Origin of the sequence: Pseudomonas sp. PA-6-3C (genome assembly GCF_021605825.1) — a bacterium.
Classification (GTDB): Bacteria; Pseudomonadota; Gammaproteobacteria; order Pseudomonadales; family Pseudomonadaceae; genus Aquipseudomonas; species Aquipseudomonas edaphica.
This window is the reverse complement of sequence record NZ_WKDV01000031.1, coordinates 1-19,937: the sequence shown is the minus strand read 5'-3', so window position 1 is coordinate 19,937 and position 19,937 is coordinate 1. Positions and strand designations below refer to the sequence as shown.

At 59.5% G+C, this 19,937-nt stretch carries 15 protein-coding genes and 1 pseudogene; 7 read left to right on the top strand and 9 right to left on the bottom strand.

Translation table 11 applies throughout. From position 1 onward, the window contains the following. The first annotated feature begins 16 nt into the window (after positions 1–16). The 3 genes from GIW48_RS19870 to GIW48_RS19860 all read left to right on the top strand — a co-directional run bounded on the left by GIW48_RS19870 (position 17) and on the right by GIW48_RS19860 (position 5,795). Positions 17–3,532, top strand: coding sequence for a hypothetical protein (locus tag GIW48_RS19870; protein WP_236460657.1), 3,516 nt, complete (start codon positions 17–19; stop codon positions 3,530–3,532). 212 nt (positions 3,533–3,744) lie between these two features. Continuing rightward, a complete protein-coding gene (locus GIW48_RS19865) occupies positions 3,745–4,110 on the top strand; it encodes a response regulator (RefSeq protein WP_138453067.1) in 366 nt (121 codons plus the stop codon). Positions 4,111–4,394: 284 nt separating this feature from the next. Continuing rightward, positions 4,395–5,795 carry a DUF1254 domain-containing protein gene (locus tag GIW48_RS19860; protein WP_099549738.1) on the top strand — a complete coding sequence of 467 codons (1,401 nt, stop codon included), beginning with the start codon at positions 4,395–4,397 and terminating at the stop codon, positions 5,793–5,795. Positions 5,796–5,892: 97 nt separating this feature from the next. Here the strand turns inward: GIW48_RS19860 and GIW48_RS19855 are convergent, their stop codons facing one another. Both GIW48_RS19855 and GIW48_RS19850 read right to left on the bottom strand, forming a co-directional pair. Further along, a complete protein-coding gene (locus GIW48_RS19855) occupies positions 5,893–6,561 on the bottom strand; it encodes a DUF3313 domain-containing protein (RefSeq protein ID WP_099549737.1) in 669 nt (222 codons plus the stop codon). Positions 6,562–6,777: 216 nt separating this feature from the next. After that, on the bottom strand, positions 6,778–7,776 hold the full coding sequence (locus GIW48_RS19850) for a succinylglutamate desuccinylase/aspartoacylase domain-containing protein (protein WP_170037437.1): 999 nt from the start codon (positions 7,774–7,776) through the stop codon (positions 6,778–6,780). Positions 7,777–7,860: 84 nt separating this feature from the next. Between GIW48_RS19850 and GIW48_RS19845 the strand changes: the two are divergent. Continuing rightward, a pseudogene (locus GIW48_RS19845) lies at positions 7,861–8,406 on the top strand (TetR/AcrR family transcriptional regulator); the annotation flags it as partial. On the opposite strand, the gene GIW48_RS19840 reads toward GIW48_RS19845, so the two are convergent. The 6 genes from GIW48_RS19840 to lpxO all read right to left on the bottom strand — a co-directional run bounded on the left by GIW48_RS19840 (position 8,362) and on the right by lpxO (position 14,863). Further along, positions 8,362–9,360, bottom strand: a complete 999-nt coding sequence (locus tag GIW48_RS19840; RefSeq protein ID WP_026013820.1) for a DMT family transporter — start codon at positions 9,358–9,360, stop codon at positions 8,362–8,364. The pseudogene GIW48_RS19845 and the gene GIW48_RS19840 sit on opposite strands and share 45 nt — an antisense overlap. Then, positions 9,357–10,055, bottom strand: coding sequence for an ABC transporter permease (locus GIW48_RS19835; protein WP_017138806.1), 699 nt, complete (start codon positions 10,053–10,055; stop codon positions 9,357–9,359). The genes GIW48_RS19840 and GIW48_RS19835 overlap by 4 nt, the downstream gene beginning before the upstream one ends. Before the next feature lie 7 nt (positions 10,056–10,062). Continuing rightward, positions 10,063–10,767: an ABC transporter permease gene (locus tag GIW48_RS19830; protein ID WP_170037440.1), complete on the bottom strand. Its 705-nt coding sequence runs from the start codon at positions 10,765–10,767 to the stop codon at positions 10,063–10,065. Then, positions 10,767–11,621 (bottom strand): transporter substrate-binding domain-containing protein, encoded by an 855-nt coding sequence (locus tag GIW48_RS19825; protein ID WP_026013821.1) that lies wholly within the window; start codon positions 11,619–11,621, stop codon positions 10,767–10,769. The genes GIW48_RS19830 and GIW48_RS19825 overlap by 1 nt, the downstream gene beginning before the upstream one ends. Before the next feature lie 24 nt (positions 11,622–11,645). Beyond that, positions 11,646–13,640 carry an aminotransferase class I/II-fold pyridoxal phosphate-dependent enzyme gene (locus GIW48_RS29780; RefSeq protein WP_026013822.1) on the bottom strand — a complete coding sequence of 665 codons (1,995 nt, stop codon included), beginning with the start codon at positions 13,638–13,640 and terminating at the stop codon, positions 11,646–11,648. A 323-nt stretch (positions 13,641–13,963) separates the two neighbouring features. Beyond that, positions 13,964–14,863: a lipid A hydroxylase LpxO gene (gene lpxO / locus GIW48_RS19810; RefSeq protein WP_017138809.1), complete on the bottom strand. Its 900-nt coding sequence runs from the start codon at positions 14,861–14,863 to the stop codon at positions 13,964–13,966. Between the two features lie 363 nt (positions 14,864–15,226). On the opposite strand from lpxO, the gene GIW48_RS19805 reads away from it, so the two are divergent. After that, a complete protein-coding gene (locus GIW48_RS19805; RefSeq protein WP_017138810.1) occupies positions 15,227–15,613 on the top strand; it encodes a TIGR03067 domain-containing protein in 387 nt (128 codons plus the stop codon). A 141-nt stretch (positions 15,614–15,754) separates the two neighbouring features. Here the strand turns inward: GIW48_RS19805 and GIW48_RS19800 are convergent, their stop codons facing one another. Beyond that, positions 15,755–16,567, bottom strand: a complete 813-nt coding sequence (locus GIW48_RS19800) for a class I SAM-dependent methyltransferase (protein WP_017138811.1) — start codon at positions 16,565–16,567, stop codon at positions 15,755–15,757. Between the two features lie 154 nt (positions 16,568–16,721). Between GIW48_RS19800 and GIW48_RS19795 the strand changes: the two genes are divergently transcribed. Then, on the top strand, positions 16,722–17,960 hold the full coding sequence (locus GIW48_RS19795) for an MFS transporter (protein ID WP_186616982.1): 1,239 nt from the start codon (positions 16,722–16,724) through the stop codon (positions 17,958–17,960). A 142-nt stretch (positions 17,961–18,102) separates the two neighbouring features. Further along, the gene (locus GIW48_RS19790; protein ID WP_074854431.1) at positions 18,103–19,689 is read left to right on the top strand and encodes an ABC-F family ATPase; all 1,587 of its coding nucleotides are present in this window, start codon (positions 18,103–18,105) and stop codon (positions 19,687–19,689) included. The last annotated feature ends 248 nt before the right edge of the window (positions 19,690–19,937 follow it).

The following is a 19,937-nucleotide window of genomic DNA, read 5'->3' as shown; positions in this document are numbered from 1 at the left end:
CCCCAAGGTACCCCCAATGAGCATAACCGCCCCTACCCGCACACTGGCAGACAACCCCAGCGCCTTTGTCGTCGAAGCTCCCGCGCCGGTTGCGCAAGACGCTTCACACACGTTCACTACGACCGCCTCAGATTCCCCACGCGCGGTTCAAACACCTGCCCCCGCCACCTTGCGCACACAACTGGCAGACCAGCAGAACCTGCGCAACCTGGCCGAGCAACTGCGCGGCATTGATACCCGGACGTATGGCAAGCCCGTTACCCCGGACAATGTCTCATTCGGGTTGAGCAATAGTCGTCTGACGCCCCATAAAGACTCGGCGTACGCCCACGTGCAGCCGGCAGCGCAAACCCTGGCGACAGTGATCACGCACTTGGGTTTTGAACTGCCGCGCACGGTCGATGAGATGGCGGCACTCGCGCAGAAACTGGAGCAAAAGGCCTTACAGCACCCCCTGGGTGATTTCGGTGGCGCTCTCACCTGGCCAATTCCCATGGCGAAGGCGGACCAGCACAGCATTCGCGCCTTCCTCAAATCCGACACAACAGGTTTGCCAGGTTTGCCGTTGCCACCCCATGGCAATGGCGTACTGACCTATCTGCTGAGCGGCAGTTCGGTCAGCCAAAGCGACTTGCAAGACCCGACCGTGACGATGCAAAAGCTGCTCGACTCGCCTAAGGCCCGAGCACTCGGCCTGGCTTTGCAGGCCCACCTGCAGGGCGCGGCCACGGACAACAGCCTCTACGACTACGTATTAGCGGCGATTCACCTGGGGCTCGACCCGGAGTCACTCAGGGCACCTGAGCGCAACAAAATCGCCGAATGGCCTTTGCATGCCCCTGATCACTGGGGGCAGCGACCCTCAGAGGTTACCGCGTGTTTGAGCCGTCATCTTGAGAAAAATGGCCGCGCCAATTCCAGCACGGTCAAACTCGCTACCCATCTGTTGCTGTCCAGGGTAGCGCCGCAGTTTCTGATTAAAGATATTCCCGACAGTGTAAAAATCGGCAGCGTGGCGTGGTTCAACCTGACGGTTGCGGCCGCGGCTATCGAAGCCGAGCGGCCAGGTACCGTCGCCAATATGACCTTTGCCGAGGTCATGTGCGATGCACAAAAATGTGCACCATCGGCTGCGAATGCGCACGCTCAGACCCGCGCACTGGTGGATTGGGGAGTCGCCAACGGTGTATTCGTTGCAAATGCAGAGGACAGCTATAGCCCCGAACGACTCAATACCCTCAAGGATGAATTCAACAGACAAGTCAGCAAGCGGTTGGTTGCCAGCCAGACATTGGACAAAGCACTACCCACGCGAGAAGGTATTGCGCGGACCAAGCTCATCGAGCGATTTGGCGACCTCGGAGCGCTTTTCGACTTGAAGGTGCTCGGTACAGACCCGTATCGCGGGGAGCCTGGTCAAGTCGGGCTGGGCGGCATGCATTCGCTATTGGACATCGCCATGATGGACATGCCGAATCCGCGCCCCTTTATGTCAACTGACCCGCGTATCCCATTGGAAGCCTTGAACAGTAACCCAAGGTTTGGCGTCCAGGAGGCGTTCGATCAGCAATTTGCACGCGCAATCGCTGATAAAAAGGACGCGGTCGCTACGACCGTTCAGCACATGATCTCCCAACTTCTCTTAGAGGACCGAGAAAAATTCGATTTCGGGAAGCTCGAGTTTTTTTATGAGCGCACATCCAGGCTGTCGACCGGCTTCTGGGGCAGCACGCCAGATAAAAATCAACCGGAACTGTTGGTCAAGGTTGAGCTGGAAGGTCAGATAACCACCTACGAAATCGACCTGAACCGCGGCACGATTGAAGGGGTGCCGCTGTCCAGGATCACGCAACCCAAGCCAATGATTGCCAACAGGGTATTTACCGTCAATCAGGTCAAGCTCGAGGGGGCAGACAGTCGTCTGAGCACGGAGCAACCGGTAAAGGACGGCCCCTTGGATAGCTTCAATAGCGAGCGCTCCCATCGCATAGGCACAGTATATGCCGAACACCTTGAACTCGACGACCCCGCGATAAAAGAACTGGCGCGCGGCCAGACTACCCTGGATACATTGCAGGGCGGGCCAAAACCACTGAGTAATTTCCTGTTAAATCTGATTCCTTTCAGATCAGCCGTCATCAACTTTCAGAACGGCAACTATGGCGATGGAATATTCGACCTGACACTGGATATCTTCGGGTTCCTGAGTGCCGGTGCCGCCACCGCAGGAAAATTGATCAAGATAGGCGGCTCGGCTCTTTCCACGGGCGCCAAGGGGTTAAAGGCCGTCCAGATTATCGGCGCCTCCACGCTCGGCCTGCTCAACCCCGTGAGTGGTTTGGGTGATTTGGCGGTTGGAGGCCTCAAGCTATTGGGTAAAGGCGGCAATTACCTGTTGTCCAAAGGTGCCGATGCTATCAGCGCGCTCAAGGCAGCCAGTAATACCCACGGCATAGTGGCGACGGGGACCTTCAAACGTGCAGGGCGGGCTGTTGAAGAGGCCGCGGTGTTTCAAAAGGGCAAGTGGTATAGCTATAACCCTGGCACGCAACAACCGTATGGTACCGGGCTCACCGATTTCAAACCTGTAACCGTCGCGGCCAATGGTGAAATAAACAACAACTTCATAGATTGGCTGGCCACTTATGTCGCTCCCGTACCAAATGCAACCGGAGATCAGTTCAGGCAAGCCTTACAGGCAGCGCAACAAAGCAACCCAGTTGCTTACGCTCGAGGTCTTTCCGGGGTTGTCGACGATATCCCGGGCTATCACTCGAGCATGAGGGTCTCGCAGATAAAAAGCTTGGCCGTCAGCAAGGCCGGGAATCCCGAAGCCATCGGCACATTGGCCAAAGAGATAGAAAAGCGCATGGCGATCCAGAGTCTTGAGAGCTTCAAGACGTTTGAAGCGGAAGTACTGGCCGAAGGTGGCAAGGCCTACATCATGCCGCAGAACTTCTATCTCAGCCAAACTGACCTGGCGTCCAATGGTGAGTGTGCAGCCCTAGTGAATACGATGGCGCTGGCCATTCTTAACAACCGCAGGGACGCCTTCATCAATAACTTTTTCAAAGCCGCCAGGAATGCTAACGACACCAAGGTTCGGGCCTTTCGCAAAGAGCTGAACGAAATGCATCAGGTGCTCCGCGAACAGTTTCACGGTATTCAACGCGTCAGCCAAGTGCCGTATACCGACGTTGCTGCGCGTTTAAGTACCGCAAGCCCTCCCACGCTCCTGAAGATCAGCACCCAGAACCATGGGCTTCTGGCGGGCGTCACGCTCGATAAAAACAACCAGAAGGAATGGTTTTTCTTTAATCCAAACTTCGGTCTTGCAACTTTTCCAAATGAAGCCTCAATGCGAAAAGGCTTGGAAGTCTCCTTGAACAGCGGGAAGACGGCGGGCACCCTTGATCCCGTGGCGGTGACCAAAGGTGTGCCGGAGTACCACATCAGCGAATTCAGTGATGGAGACTTTGTTATGACGGTGCCCTACAACAAACCGTATGCCCTGTTTAACACCACACTTTGACTTTCGCTTGACCCCCTGGTGTCAATGGCCCGCTTGTAGCGTGTCATTGACGCATTGCCCGCTCAGCACACCGCCTCCATGCCACGCGACATTTGCCCCCTTTCCCTTCACAATGCCCCACCAATGGAACTTGCCGAGATGGCCGTGACTCAGTAGAGAACGGTCTTACAACCGACAGACACCTGCCCTTCCATTTTTCAGGAATTCCCCCTATGTGCGCTGCCCCCTCCACCATCCTTGTAGTCGAAGACGACGCCATCGTGCGCATGCTGATCGTCGATGTACTCGAAGAGTTGGAGTTCTCGGTGTTTGAGGCTGCAGACGCCGAAGAGGCCCTCAAGTTGGCTGAAGATGCCGACAAGCATATCGACCTGATGATGACCGATATGGGCCTGCCAGGCATGAGCGGCAAGGATCTGGCCACCCAAGTACGCGTGCTTCGCCCTAGCCTGCCGATCCTGTTCGCCAGCGGCTATGCCGAAAGCATCGACGTACCCGCAGGTATGCAGGTAATTGCCAAGCCGTTCTCCATTGATCAACTGCGTGACAAGGTCAAATCGATGTTGCCTGCCGCTTGAGGGCACTGCCTCACAGGCAATGCCCACAACTGCGGCACTCAAAACCGTGAACACCCCCACATCCACTGCATTCCCATCGACTGGGCACGAGCAGGGCCTGGAAAGCCGGCAGTCATATCCTTGGCGCTTTTGTCGAACCGCCATGGACAGTGGCACGCAAGGCCGACGGAGTCACTCAGTTCACGTTGTTTGCAGGGATTAACGTGACGTTCGGCCAATAAAACAGGAAACTCTGGGCTTTGATCCCACGCCCTCTAAAAAGCACTCAGGAAGGACGCAACAACATGATTGGAAAACCGACGCGCCTGCTGTTGGCGAGCCTCTCGATACTCATGAGCACCGGCGCCTGGGCCGATTTCACGGCGACCCCGACTGAAGCCCGGGCCATTGCCAAGGAAGCCTACCTGTATGGCTACCCGGTAGTGGAGATGTACAAGACGCTCTACACCCAGGCCGTTGATAAAGGCGGTGCCAACTACAAGGCGCCGTTCAATCATATCGGCAACACCGCCCAGGTGTTCACACCCAGGGACACCGCATTCGTCACTCCGAACTCGGACACACCCTACTCTTTCGTGTGGATGGACCTGCGCAAAGAGCCGTTGGTGCTGACGCTGCCCAAGATTGAAGACAACCGTTACTACTCGGTGCAGTTGATCGATCTATACACCCAGAACATCGCCTACCTGGGCACCCGCAGCACCGGCAACAATGGTGGCCACTACATGATCGCCGGGCCGGACTGGAAAGGTCAGCAACCTGTCGACGTCGATCGCGTGATCTACAGCGAAAGCAACATTGCCTATGCGCTGTACCGCACGCAGCTGTTTGATGAAAAGGACTTGAACAAGGTCAAGCAGATCCAGAATGGCTACAAAGTGCAGCCGCTGAGTGCCTACGTGAAACAGCCTGCGCCGGCCAAAGTAGCGAAGATCGAATGGCCCAAACCCATGGCAACCATGACCGAAGGCCCGCAGCTGTTTCGCTACCTCAACTTCATGCTGGCCTTTGCCGCGCCTCAGGACAGCGAGAAAGACCTGATGACGCGCTTTGCCAGGATCGGTATCGCCCCCGGCGCGCCCTTCAAGGTCAAGGACCTGACCGCTGAACAGCGCAAAGCCCTGGAAGACGGGATTGCCGATGGCCGCGCTGAGTTCGCCGCGTTCAAGAAAGACAAAATCGACACTCACCAAGTCACCAGCAGCGACCTGTTCGGCAGCCGTGACCGCCTGAAAAACAACTACCTGTACCGCTATGCCGGCGCAAACATGGGGATTTTCGGCAACTCCACCGACGAAGCCATCTACATGAGCTACTTCGTCGACAGCGAAGGCAAACCGGCCAACGGCGCACGCCACAGCTACACCGTGCACTTTGCCAAGGACCAACTGCCACCGGCCGAAGCGTTCTGGTCGCTGACCATGTACGACGCAAAAACTAAGCTGCTGGCGCCCAACCTCAAAAAGCGCTACCTGATCAACTCAGCGATGCTGCCCAACCTCAAACTGGACGCCGACGGTGGCCTGACCTTGGCCTTGCAGCATCACGAGCCGCCAAAGGCCGAACAGAGCAACTGGTTGCCGGCCCCGCCCGGTCCGTTTTACGCCGTACTGCGGATTTACCTGCCCAAGCCTGAGGTGGGGAATGGCCAATGGAAGCTGCCGCCACTGACCCCGCTTAAATAACGCTCGGGTGAAAGCAGCGTGCCCGTACGCAAGGGCGGGCACGCGCCTGAAGACATCAGGCCGACAAGGGTGCTTGCGCCCTTGCCACAGTTAGTAGTCAGGGCTTTTTGAGCTTCACAAAGGACTGATGCAAGTCCGACGCCCAGCCGTCAATCACGCTTTTTACATCATCGGCCTTCATCACCTGCGAGTCGTTGGACAACGGCTTGCCGGTGCCTTTGCGCACCACCTGGGCAATTACTTTGCCGCTGCCACCGTCGAGGAACTGCGCCTCAGTGCCCAGGGTGGTTTCCTGGTCACGAATGCCGGTGCCGGTGCTCACTGCAGCAGCCACCAGCGCCACAGGGACATACTCGTAGGGCTTGAGACTTTCGGTCTTGCTGCTGACGGCGGTAATGGCCGCGCGCACCACGATCACACCTGGGCCTGGCGCGTTGGCCAGCGGCAGCGATTTGGCCAGCTCACGCTTGAGCGCCTGGTTGTAATAGGTGTTGATGCCGTTGAGGGTGCTGTCGGGAATTTTCGCGGTAGCTTGGGGCTTGGGGTAAAACTGCGTCGGTTCGATGAACACCGCCGTGAAGTTATTCAGACTCAGCTCGGGATCAACCCAACGCATCACCTCGGCCCCTGAAGGCGACTTCGCCTCTTTGAGGTGGCTGTAGTCCGCGAGAAAACCTGAATATTCGTCCGGTTGCGTTACCTTGCTGGCACAGCCGAGCATTGCGATTGCAACGCACAGCGTGCTGATCATTAGCCTTGATTTCATCATTGAACTCCCTGGCAGTCATCGTCGATGGTCCTGAACTGTAGGTATAGCCCACTTATCCATTGATCGAAGGCGACCTGGTTGCCGATTACGAGGGTAAATTGTGGGAGCGGGTTTGCTCGCGAATGCGGTGGGTCAGTCTACACGTCCTTCTCTAGATACTCCGCTTTCGCGAGCAAGCCCGCGCCCACAAGGGTTATGTGTAGGTCTGGGGATCTAAGGGTCCAGCACACCGCCGCTGTAGCTGTCCGACAACCGTGTGCCAGTGAATTTGGCCACCACCGCCCCCTGGGCCACCCGGCGCTCACGGTGGCGTGTCACCATGCGGCCGGTTTGCGCTGCCTGCAAAAACACTTCCGAAGACGGGTCGCCAGGGCAGCCTATAATGCGCGCGAAACGCTCGCCCTCTTCAACCAGGTCACCCAGGCTTTTTTCAAACACCAGCACGCCGGCACAGGGCGCGAGGACGGTTTCCATGCAGCCCATGTCCACCACTTCGCCCTGCCATTCGCTGATCGTGGCGACTTCATCAATCACGCCATTGATGCACAGCCACGCCCACAGCCCGTCGGCGTCTTGTTGCGCGAGCGCATCGCTGACATCGGCCTGCCCGCGCAATTCGACAGTCGCGGCCAAGCGCGGCGTGCCATGGTTGATGATGGTTTCTTCAAAAGAGCCGTCACCGCCTTCATCCCAGACAATCACCACCTCGACCTGCAACGCGGCCGCCAGTGCCAGGCCTTGTTCAGGCCAGAAACTGCGATGAATGTAAAGGTACGGCAAGGCCTCATCGTCGGTATGCAGGTCCAGCACCAGGTCGGCGTCGGACGCCAACTGCACTAAACTTTTTTGCCAGTGCGCCAGGTTGCTCGCGGGGCGTTCCATGGCCAGGGAATGATCGAACGCACGGTTGAAGTTTTGCCCGGTGGCCTCATGGAAACGCCCGAGCAATTTGCCCTGGCGAAACTGGCCAATGCCAAAGGGGTTGGCCTGGGGCACCACGGTCACACTGCCGCGCAGGCGGCCCTGGGCCTGGCATGCCTGCAAGCGCGGCAGCAGTTGGTGCAGCACCAGCATTCCGGCGATTTCATCGGCGTGTACACCCGCTTGCAGGTGCACCTTGGGGCCACTGCCGTCGCCTTCAAAGCGCCAGGCGCCGATGTGCAGTGTGTTGCCGGCATCGCCTGGCACCTGCCACGAAAGGTCTTTTGCCATGCCTTGCCCTCCTCTGATCATTTAATCGCTAGAGATTGAACACACGTTCAATTAACCTGAGCACCCTGGTCTTTTATCAAAGGCATGCCCGTGACCATCGACCCTCCCAAACTGCGCCGCGCCGACCCCGATGAACGCCGCGACTTATTGGTTGCCGCGACCCTTACCTGCCTGGCCCGTGACGGCCACGCCGGGATTTCCGTGCGCCGCATTGCCGCCGAAGCCGGCGTTTCGGTGGGTTTGCTCAACCACCATTTCGGCAGCATCGACGCGTTGATCGCCGAGACTTACCACAAGCTCGCCAATGAGCTGACCAGCGCGTTATGGGCGCAAGTCGAGCTGGCCGAAGGCGCCGCTGCGCGCCTGGACGCGTTTCTTAGCGCGTCGTTTTCGCCACGGGTGATGGACCCCGACCTGCTCGGCGTGTGGGTGGTGTTCTGGAGCCTGATCCGCCACTCGCCCCACGTAAACCAGTCCCACGAAAACAGCTACCGCGCCTACCTGGCGCTGATCCAACAGCTCCTGGACGACCTGGCCCGCAGCGAAAACCTGCTGATCCACGACAGCCACCTGGCCGCCATTGGCCTATCGGCGATGCTCGACGGGCTCTGGCTCGAGGGGTGTCTGAACCCCGGTACTTTCAGCCCCGCCAACGGGCTGCACATCTGTCGTTGCTGGGTACAGGGGTTGCGTTACGGAGCATTCGGCGCCGACCACATCTTGTGATTCCGAGTGGCGGGCGCTGAGCATGGCCAGGGTGCCGCTGACCGCGATCAACACGGCGCCGATGATCAGCGACACATCCATTGACGTGCCCCAGATCAGGCTCGAAAGCAAAAACGCCCAGATCAACCCGGTGTATTCGAACGGCGCCAGCAAGGTCGCCGTGGCCCGGCGGAAACTCGCAAACAACAGGAACTGACCTATGCCGCCGACCAGACCTGCGGCCAGCATCCCCAACCAGGCGGGGGTCGGCGCTGGCGTGTGGGTCCAGGGCAAGGTCAGCGCCATACAACCCACGAACACCACATTGGTGATCAGCATCTGCTCCAGCACCGAGGTTGCCGGGTCGACCTGGCGCAGCTGGATATAGGTGAACGCCCAGCACAACGCGGCCGCCAGGGTCAGCGCGATAGGCACTGGATCGAGCATGTTGCTGGGGCGACAAGCGATCACCACACCCACAAACCCGATGATCAGCGCCACCCATTGCCCACGGCTCGCACGTTCCTTGAGGATCAGCGCAGCCAGCAGCGTGACCATGACCGGCGCGGAGAAATACAAGGTGGTCATTTCCGCCAGGGTCAGGTCCTTGGCGGCGGTGTAATACAGCAACCACGCCAGCAGCGAGAGCAGCCCACGAATGATCAGCAGCTTGCGGCTCACCGAGCTCCACGCCCGACGCAACAAGCCCATGCGCCCGGCGATCACGCACGCACCGACCACCACCAGGCTGCGCCAGAACAGAATGCTGAACACCGAATAATCGGCCACCAGCCATTTGATCACCGCGTCCTGCAACGCCAGAAACGCGTAGGCCAATGAGCACAGGGCAATCCCTTGCAGCGCGCGGTCCTGTTTCATCCCGCCGACCTGCGCAGCGGCGTGCCGCGCCGTTCGGCGATGGCGTAGACGCCCTCGATGAGGAAGGTCAGGCACAGGTAAACACCGGCCACCAACAATAAGGGTTGATAGATCTGCAAGGTCTGCGCACGTACGACGTTAGCCGCGCCCAGCAGATCGACCACGGCAATGGTCGATGCCAGCGCGGTGGATTTGAGCAGCATCACCGTCTCACCGGCCAAGGTCGGCAACAGCAGACGCATCGCCCGTGGCAAGCGCACCCGCAGCAGGGCCTGGCGCGGGGTCATACCAAACGCCGAAGCGGCTTCCATCTCGCCCTTGGGCACCGCCAGCAAGCCACCGCGAATCACTTCACCGACGTAGGCGCCCACCGACAACACCAGGGCGAACACGATGTACCAGTAGCCGTCACGCAGGAACGGCCACAAAAAACTGCCGCGGATCATCGGGAACTGGGCAAACAGGCTGCCCAGGCCGTAGTAGAAAATGTAGATCTGGATCAGCAGCGGCGTACCGCGCAGCACACTGGTGTAGGCCAGCGCACCGCGCGCCAGCCATTTGCGCCGTGATAACCGCGCCAGAGCCACCAGCACCGCGAGGGCAAAACCGAGCACGGCGCTGATCAACAGCAATGACAAGGTGGTCTGCAAGCCCTTGGCGATCAGCCCGGCGTAGTAACTTATCCACTCAGGCATGCGCGCCTCACTCGACAACCGGCATCCAGCGACGAATACGTCGTTCCAGGCGTCCGGACAGGTAGTTGGAAGCCAGCGTCACCAGGTAATACAAGGCGGCGGCCGTGAGGTAGAACAGTAAGTAATGACGGGTGGAACCCGCCGCCTGCTTGGCGGTGTACAGCAGCTCATTGGTACCGACCACGCTGATCAAGGCACTGTCCTTGATCAAGTTGATCCACAGGTTGGACATCCCCGCCAGCGCATACGGCGCCATGATCGGCAAGGTCACCCGGCGAAACAGGCCAAAGCCGCTCAAGCCAAAGGCCCGCGCCGCTTCGATCTGGCCGTGGGGAATCGCCAGGATCGCCGCGCGGAAAATCTCTGACGCATAGGCGCCCTGTACCAGCCCTAATACCAGGATCGCCACCAACGGCCCGCTGATGTTGACCTGGGCAAAACCCAGCCACAGCATCAACGCGTTGAGGCCCATGGCGCCTGCGTAATACAGCAGCAGGATCAGCAGCAGTTCCGGCACCGCGCGAAACACCGTGGTGTAACCGCGCATCAGCAGCGCAATCGGGCGCGGCGCGCTGAGCTTGGCGCAGGCCACCACCAGGCCGATCAGCAAACCCACGGCAAACGCGCCAACGGAGATTTGCAGGGTCATCCATAACCCTTTGAGCAGTGCGTTGCCCCATCCTTGGTCACCAAAGCTGAGGAGATCGAGCATTATTCGGTCTTCTGGGCGATTTGCTGATAGGGGCTGTCACAGGTCTTGCTCACAAAGGCCGGCGTGTCACCGCGCTTGCACGGGCTGACCGACAGGCCGAAATAGTGCTGGGACAAGTCGTCATAGTCCTTGCTCACCAGCAGTTCGCCGATGGCTTTGTCCAGGCGTGCCTTGAGCGCGGTGTCTTCCTTGCGCAAACCAGCGCCGACGCCACGCCCGATGATCGGGTCGTAGGGCACGCTGGCGATATGCGCCAGGCCGCTGGCTTCCGGGGTCTTGACCATCATGGCGATGGCGGTGTCGTCGGCCATCATGTAGTCGATACGCCCGGCGATCAGGTCGGCATTCGCCGATTCCTGGGTGTCGTAGTACTTGAGGTCAGCAATGTTCTCGTAGTACTTCTTCAGGTAGTTGGCGCTGACCGTGGAGATCTGCACGCCGATCAACTTGCCCTTGAGGCCTTCGGGGGTGATGTCCACCGTAGCGCCTTTGGGGCCTGCCACGCCCAGCAGTGAATCGTAATAGGCGCGGCTGAAGGCGATTTGTTTTTCACGTTCATCGGTGACCGACATCGAGGAAAAAATCACGTCGATTTTCTTCGCCAGCAACGACGGAATGATGCCGTCCCACGCCACTTCCTTGATCTGACATTCGGCTTTCATGCCTTCACACAGCTTGTGGATCAGGTCCACTTCAAAGCCCGACCACTGGCCGTTACCGCCTTTTACGGTGAACGGCGGATAGGGTTCGGCCGCCACCGCGAACACGATGGGTTTTTCTGCCGCCAGGGTAAAACCTGCGGTCAACATCAACACTGCACTGCCCAACCACGTTGCCATGCGTTTGCATTTCATGATTTGCCCCGTCTTTTTCTGGAGTTAGCGAGTTTGATGCGCGTTGACGAACTGTCGGCAACGCTCACTGCGTGGGTCGAGGAACACCGCGTCCGGCGTGCCGGTTTCTTCGATCAAGCCTTGGTGCAGAAAAGCCACTTTGGAGGACACATCCCGGGCGAAGGCCATTTCATGGGTGACCAGGATCATGGTGCGGCCTTCTTCGGCCAGGGAGCGGATCACACGCAGCACTTCGCCCACCAGTTCGGGGTCGAGGGCTGAGGTGGGTTCGTCGAACAGCATGACTTTGGGGCGCATGGCCAACGCGCGGGCAATCGCCACACGCTGCTGTTGGCCGCCGGACAGGAACGCCGGGAATTCATTGCGTTTGGCGGCCAGGCCAACGCGGTCGAGCAAGGCTTCGGCGCGCTCGATGGCCTCGGCACGGCTTTCGCGCAGCACCTGGGTGGGCGCTTCGATAAGGTTTTCGAGGACGGTGCGGTGCGGCCACAGGTTGAAGTTCTGGAACACCATGCCCAGGGTCGAGCGGATGCGTACCAATTGCTTGGCATCGGCCACCAGCGGCGCGCCGGGCATGCCGTAGTTGAGCTTGATGCTTTCACCGTCGACATGGATGCTGCCCTGGTCGGGCACTTCAAGCATGTTGATGCAGCGCAGCAAGGTGCTTTTGCCTGAGCCGCTGGCGCCGATCAGCGAAATCACCTCACCTTCGTTGGCCGTGAGCGAGATGCCTTTGAGCACTTCGATATTGCCGAAGCGCTTGTGCAGGTCGATCACCTCAATCATCTTGCGCGCTTCGACAGGCGGCAGCACGTCGATCTCAGGCGTCGGCGCCACACGCGGCTCGCCCGCAAGCTTGGCGACGAACCTGGCGATACGCTGGCAGGCTTCGGCCAGGCGTGCTTCGCCCAAGGTGAACGACAGCCGCACAAACCCTTGCGCCGGCTCGCCAAACGCCGCGGCATCCAGCACCGAAACACCCGCCTCGCGGAACAGGCGCCAGGCAAAATCCAATGAGCCCAAACCCGTGCCGCGCACGTCCACCAGCACAAACATCCCGGCTTGCGGCGCTTGTACCTTGATGCCGGGGCACGCACTCAGGCCGGCCACGACCAGGTCACGGCGGCGCCGGTAGATGTCGCGCATGCCCACCGTCACTTCGTCATGGGCCAGCACGGCTGCTGTGGCGGCTTCCATCACAAAACCCGGCAGGCCGTAGAGCATGCTCAGCACCAGGGTTTCGGCGTGGGCGATCATTTCCGGCGAGGCGATCAACCAGCCGGTTCGCCAGCCGGTCATGGCGTGGGATTTGGACAGGCTGCCAATCACGATGCAGCGCTCGGCCATGCCGGGTAACGCGGCGAGGCTGTGGTATTGGCCGTCAAACACCAGGCTTTCGTAGACCTCATCCACCACCACCCACAGGTCGTGGGCGGTGGCCAGGTCGGCTATCGCTTGCAGTTCCTGCGGGTTGAGCACCACGCCGGTGGGGTTATTGGGGTTGGAGAAGAAGATGGCACGGCTGCGCGGGGTGATGGCGGCAGCCAGGCGTTGTGCATCCAGGCGAAACCCGGACTCCGGCGAGCACGGTACGCGCACCAGGGTGGCGCCGCTGGCTTTGAGCGTGGCTTCGTAGGTTACGTACATCGGGTCGAGCACCAGCACTTCATCACCGGCTTGCAGCAGGCACAGGGAACTGATGAACAACGCATTCTGTGCGCCGGGCACGATGATCACGTTGTCGGCGTTTAGTGAGCGTGCCAGGGTCTTGCTGTAGCGCGCCGCCACAGCCTCGCGCAGGGCGGCGCGGCCGGGGATTTCGGTGTAGTGCGTGTCACCGCTGTGCAATGCGCTGACTGCGGCTTCGGTGATGAAGGCCGGCGTGGCGAAATCGGGGTCGCCGACGCTGAGGATGATGATGTCTTCGCCCTGGCTGGCAGCCTGGAACGCGGCGTGGTGGATGTCCCAGGCGGCGACGCCCTGCCCTGCAATTCGTTCGACGAAGGGGGAAAACCGCATGCCAGAGCCTCTCGTTCAAGAAGAAAAAGCGCGAACCCGGTTGTGTGAAAACGGGTGGATGCGGTCAACATAGTGCAAACTGAACAGTCGTTCAATGGGTATGTTTGAGGGGGTGTCGTTTATCGAGTGAACAGGTCGTGAATAACATTTGCGGGGGGAGTTTGAGTGTGGCGGATGAGTGCATACCCGTTATTGGGGTAACGGCGGCTAAGGGTTGCGCCCTGACGGCGGTTCACCTTGGCAACAGCAGAGCTGCACGCGATCAAATGTGGGGGCTGGCTTGTCGAGCCAGCTCCCACACTTGGAGCAGCAGGCAGATCAGATCAGATCAGGATAAAAATCAGCGCCAACCCAGCGAAAATCGCCCATTTTTCCAGGTAATACCGCGCACGATTACGCTTTTTCAGTTCCTTGCCACGCAAACGAATCTTGTACAACCGCGTAAACGCGCGGTTCAAACCACCGGTCTTGTCACCCTCATCATTAGGCGAACCCGCAGCCGCCATTACATTACGACTGAACCAACGGTTAAACGCCGCCGCCCAGCGGTACTTCATCGGGCGCTCAATGTCACAGAACAGAATGATGCGGTTCTGCTGCGTAGTGTTTTCCGCGTAGTGAATGTAAGTCTCGTCAAACATCACCGGCTCACCGTCCCGCCAGTAGTAACTCTCGCCATCCACATTGATGTAGCAACCCGGATCGTTCGGCGTGTCCAAGCCCAGGTGGTAACGATAAGAGCCTGCATACGGGTCACGGTGGCGCACCAGCTTGGAGCCCGGCGGCAGCTCGGCAAACATCGCCGCCTTGATCGAGCCAATGCCTTGCACCAGCTCAGTGGTACGCGGGCACAGCTTCATCGCCGAAGGGTGACTGTCGCCGTACCACTTAAGGTAAAAGCGCTTCCAGCCCGACTTGAAAAACGAGTTGAAACCCACGTCATTGTATTGGTCCGAGCGCTTGATCTCGCCCGCGCGCATCAGGTTCTGACCTTCCTGGCGGATTTCCTCCCAGTGCTCCTGCAGCGGGCTCAGGTCCGGAAAGTCGCTGGGCGACAGAAACGGACGGCTTGGCTGCCTGGAAAACAAGTAGAGGAAACAGTTGATCGGCGCAAGGAACGTCGAGTGATCGCTAAGCTGGCGACCCAGCTTGTGTCGCACTCTGCCACGCAGGTGAACATACGCAATGGAGGCAACGTAGAGAACAACAATGATGAGTTTCAAGGGATTCGTCACAAGTTAGAAGAGAACAGGCTGCTCCTGCATGCCCACAACGGCCGAGGATAAATAAGCAGCACCTGAAATCACGATTACATAGTGGCGGCTGGCCGGACGAGTCACTTCCTAAACCACGCCTTAGACCTTTATTTAGCCACAGTTTGTAACCAAAGGTTAACTAAGAATTGTGAAAAGCTGTCTACGCAACGCGTAGGACTCACGTGCGCCTGCCTGGATGCAAGCCCAGAGTGAGGCTATTTACAGCGCAGGCGGTTGCGCTGGCAACCCACAAAAAACTCGGCACCCAACCAGGTTCAATCCCCTTTCAGTTATCATCGCGCCAATCAATCTCCAGCAAAAGGAACTTGCATGAAACTTCAACCAGACCCGGACTTCACCGCGCTTCAGGGCGCCTGGGAGCAGACTTCCCTGGAAGACAGCGGCGTACTCAACCCTGCGGACGCACACAGCGCGCCAGGCGCCATTACCACGATTGAGGGTGATCAGTTCGAAGTCCGAACCGTCGCTGGCAACGTATTGCTGGCTGGCCGGTTTTCCCTGGACAGCAGCACCACGCCCAAACGTATTACCTGGGTAGATTCCATGGGCGATGACGCCGGCAAAGCGTTACCCGCCAGTTATCGCCTCGAAGGCGATAATTTTGTGTTTATCGCAGCGGATGAAGGCATGCCCCGCCCAACGGTCTTCAGCACCGGGCCAGGGCAAACCATGCGCGCCTTCGTGCGCCGCACCTGAAAACCGCATGCCATCCGAAACGCCGACATGCTTTTCACACGGTGTTTACTTCCTGGCCTTTAGCGTAAGGCCACCTACTCCAGTGAATCACTTGGCCCGCCTCTTCTCTCGCGGGCCTTTTTTTGTGCGCGAAAAACCCGCTCAAACAGCGCGCTTGATGGCCGTCAGGGTGAAACACAACGGCAATTGGGCCGACTGGTGCTCGTACTGGTCATACAGCTCCTCGCGGTTGGAGTGCGGATACTCCTGCAGATGCTCGATCTGCAAGTGCGCCGCAATCGCCGCGGTGACGACGCTGCCCAGGGTATGCACATACCAGTAGGACGTCGGCCCAGGCACCTCTGTCAGCCCTTCATACACAATTGACGCCTGCAACACGAACGGATCGCGTTGAAAATACGAGCTGTCGGGCAAAAACGGGTTGCTGGCCTGAGGGTCGAAGACTTCCAGGAAAGGGTGAGTCTCGTAGATCACCAGGGTGCCGCCGGGCTTGAGGGTACTGGCCACGTGCTGCATGAACAGCGCCACATCCGGCATCCAGCCGAGTACGCCAATCGTCACCAAGGCAATATCGAACCGGCCAAGCAAACGCTCAGGCAGGTGATGGATATCGGCTTCGATGAATTGCGGGTTATGCGGGGAAATATCAGCCAACTCCCGAGCTTGCGCCAGAAAGGCTGTCGATTGATCGACACCCACCACCTCACGCGCGCCCAGGCCAAACAGCGACAGGCTTTCACGCCCGTTGTTACAGCCGACTTGCACCACCGACTTGCCGGCAACGCCAACGGTTTGCAACAACGCGGTGATGGTGGGGTCGAGGCAGGAAAAAGCCGGCTCAACGACTGATTGCAGCAAGGTATTCCAGGTCGCAGTATCTTTGTGCAGCGCGGCAGAGGCGTCCCAGGCGGCCTTATTATCGGCGATTGCCTGTTGGGCTGAGGGCATGTCCATTGCGTCTCCAGGGAGTCATTTCAGCGGGCTACGGAAAATAATCCAAACGCCCGTCAGATGAAACCCTCAGCGGCAGCGAAACTTCTGTTCAGGCCCACGGGTCACTAGCCCAATGAGTGTCCAGCCCCTGAACACCCTTTGCGAAGACAACGCCGTGGCCAATCACTCTGACTTGCGTAATACCTTGTCCCTGGACAGCCTCAATTTTTTCCTGGCCGATGTGCGCGACGGCCTCGGGCCTTACCTGGCGATTTACCTGCTGGCCGTGCACAAATGGGACCCGGCCAGCATCGGCGTGGTCATGACCCTGGCGGGCATCGCCGCACTGGTCACCCAAGGCCCGGCGGGCGCGCTGATCGACCGCACACGCAGCAAGCGCGCGGTGATTGCGGCGGCTGCCATCCTGGTGACCATCAGTTGCCTGATGCTGCCATTTGTCAGCGCCTTCAGTTGGGTGGCCTTGACCCAGGCCGCCAGTGCCGTGGCCGCCTCGGTGTTTGCACCGGCCATATCGGCCATTTCCCTCGGAATTACCGGGCCACGCGCCTTCACCCGCCGAACGGGGCGCAACGAAACCTTCAACCACGCCGGCAATGCTGTGGCAGCGCTGCTGGCCGGCGGCCTGGCGTACCTGTACGGCCCGGTGGTGGTGTTTTACTTGATGGCCTTTATGGCGCTGGCCAGTATCGTGGCCGTGAGCTGTGTGTCGGCCAAGGCGATTGACCATGAAGTCGCCAGGGGCTTTGACCCGGCCCACCAAAGCGATCACGAACAACCGTCCGGTGTGAAAGTCCTGCTGGCCAACCGGCCGCTGCTGGTATTCGCCATCTGCTGCGCCCTCTTCCACCTGGCCAATGCGGCGATGCTGCCGTTGGTCAGCCAGAAGCTTGCGCAGATCAACCTGCAAATGGCTACGCCGCTGACCTCGGCGTGCATCGTCGCCGCGCAGTTGGTGATGGTGCCGATGGCCTGGCTGGTGGGGTTCAAGGCCGATGTGTGGGGTCGCAAACCGCTGCTGCTCGCAGGTTTCCTGATCCTGCCACTGCGCGGCGTGCTCTACACCTTGTCCAGTGATCCTTACTGGCTGGTGGCGGTACAGATGCTCGACGGCATCGGCGCGGGGATCTTTGGCGCGCTGTTCCCGGTGATCGTCAAGGACCTGACCCAGGGCACCGGGCGTTTTAATGTGAGCCTTGGCGCGCTGTCCACGGTGTTTGGCCTGGGTGCGGCGTTGAGTAGCAGCCTGGCCGGTTTCGTGGTGCAACAGGCCGGCTACAACGCGGCATTCCTGACCCTGGCAGGCGTGGCGGCCGTGGCCTTGGCGCTGTTATGGCTGGCGATGCCGGAGACCTTGGAGAAACCATCGTTCGCCTGCCATACAACTGTCGCCTGACATATGCGACAATGCGCGCCAAATTCCAACACACAGCCAAAATTTTCTGCTCAGCGACCGGGTTTCGCGCCTTGATGTCGCTGTTGACGCATGCCTGAAGGCTCCTGCCGCCACGCTCGCAACTCATTGATAGGTAAAGTAATTGATCTCCACAGCTAACATCACCATGCAGTTCGGCGCCAAGCCACTCTTCGAGAACGTCTCGGTCAAATTCGGCGCCGGCAACCGTTATGGTTTGATCGGTGCCAACGGTTGCGGCAAGTCGACCTTCATGAAAATCCTCGGCGGCGACCTCGAGCCGTCCGGCGGCCAGGTCATGCTGGAGCCAAACGTGCGCCTGGGTAAACTGCGCCAGGACCAGTTCGCCTACGAAGAATTCACCGTACTCGACACCGTGATCATGGGCCACGAAGAGCTGTGGCGGGTCAAGGCTGAGCGTGACCGCATCTACTCGCTGCCGGAAATGAGCGAAGAAGACGGCATGGCCGTTGCCGAGCTCGAAACCGAATTCGCCGAAATGGACGGCTACACCGCCGAATCCCGCGCCGGTGAACTGCTGCTGGGCCTGGGTATTCCGCTGGAGCAGCACTTTGGCCCGATGAGCGAAGTCTCGCCAGGCTGGAAACTGCGCGTATTGCTGGCCCAGGCGCTGTTCTCCGACCCTGAAGTGCTGTTGCTCGACGAACCGACCAACCACTTGGACATCAACACCATCCGCTGGCTGGAAAACATCCTGACCCAGCGTTCCAGCCTGATGATCATCATCTCTCACGACCGTCACTTCCTGAACAGCGTGTGCACCCACATGGCTGACCTGGACTACGGCGAGCTGCGCCTGTTCCCGGGCAACTACGACGAGTACATGACCGTGGCGACCCAGTCCCGCGAGCAGCTGCTGTCGGACAACGCCAAGAAGAAGGCGCAGATCTCCGAACTGCAATCCTTCGTCAGCCGCTTCTCGGCCAACGCCTCGAAAGCCAAGCAAGCCACGTCCCGCGCCAAGGCGATCGACAAGATCCAGCTGGCCGAGGTCAAGCCGTCGAGCCGTGTGAGCCCGTTCATCCGTTTCGAGCAGAACAAGAAGCTGCACCGCCAGGCTGTGATGGTCGAAAAAATGGCCAAGGGCTTCGACGGCAAGCCTCTGTTCAAGGACTTCAGCTTCCAGGTTGAAGCCGGCGAGCGCGTGGCGATCATCGGCCCGAACGGTATCGGCAAGACCACCCTGCTGCGCACCCTGGTCAACGAACTGACCCCGGACGCCGGCAGCATCAAGTGGACCGACGCCGCGGAGCTGGGCTACTACGCCCAGGACCACGCCCATGACTTCGAAGACGACGTGACCCTGTTCGACTGGATGGGCCAGTGGACCCAAGGCGAGCAGATGATCCGTGGCACCCTGGGCCGCATGCTGTTCTCCAACGACGAGATCCAGAAGTCGGTGAAGGTGATTTCCGGTGGTGAGCAAGGCCGCATGCTGTTCGGCAAGCTGATCCTGCAAAAGCCGAACGTGCTGATCATGGACGAACCCACCAACCACTTGGACATGGAATCCATCGAAGCGCTGAACCTGGCGCTGGAAAACTACCCGGGCACGCTGATCTTCGTCAGCCACGACCGTGAGTTCGTATCGTCCCTGGCCACCCGCATCATCGAGTTGAGCGCCACCGGCGTGATCGACTTCAGCGGCACCTATGACGACTACCTGCGCAGCCAAGGCGTGGTGTTCTAAGCCCCCGCGGCTAGCCGGCTTGTTGTGGCGAGCAGGCTTGCCCTGCGCTGGGCTGCGAAGCAGCCCCAATAAAAAACACCGCGTTCTGCCAGGCAAAACGCGGTGTTTGGTTTTAGGGCCGCTGCGCAGCCCAGCGCAGGGCAAGCCTGCTCGCCACAACAAGCCTGCTCGCCACATCGAGCCTGTTCACCACAATAGAGCGGCTTATGATGACGGGCCTCTTCAGCAAAACCCGTTAGCCTGCTTCC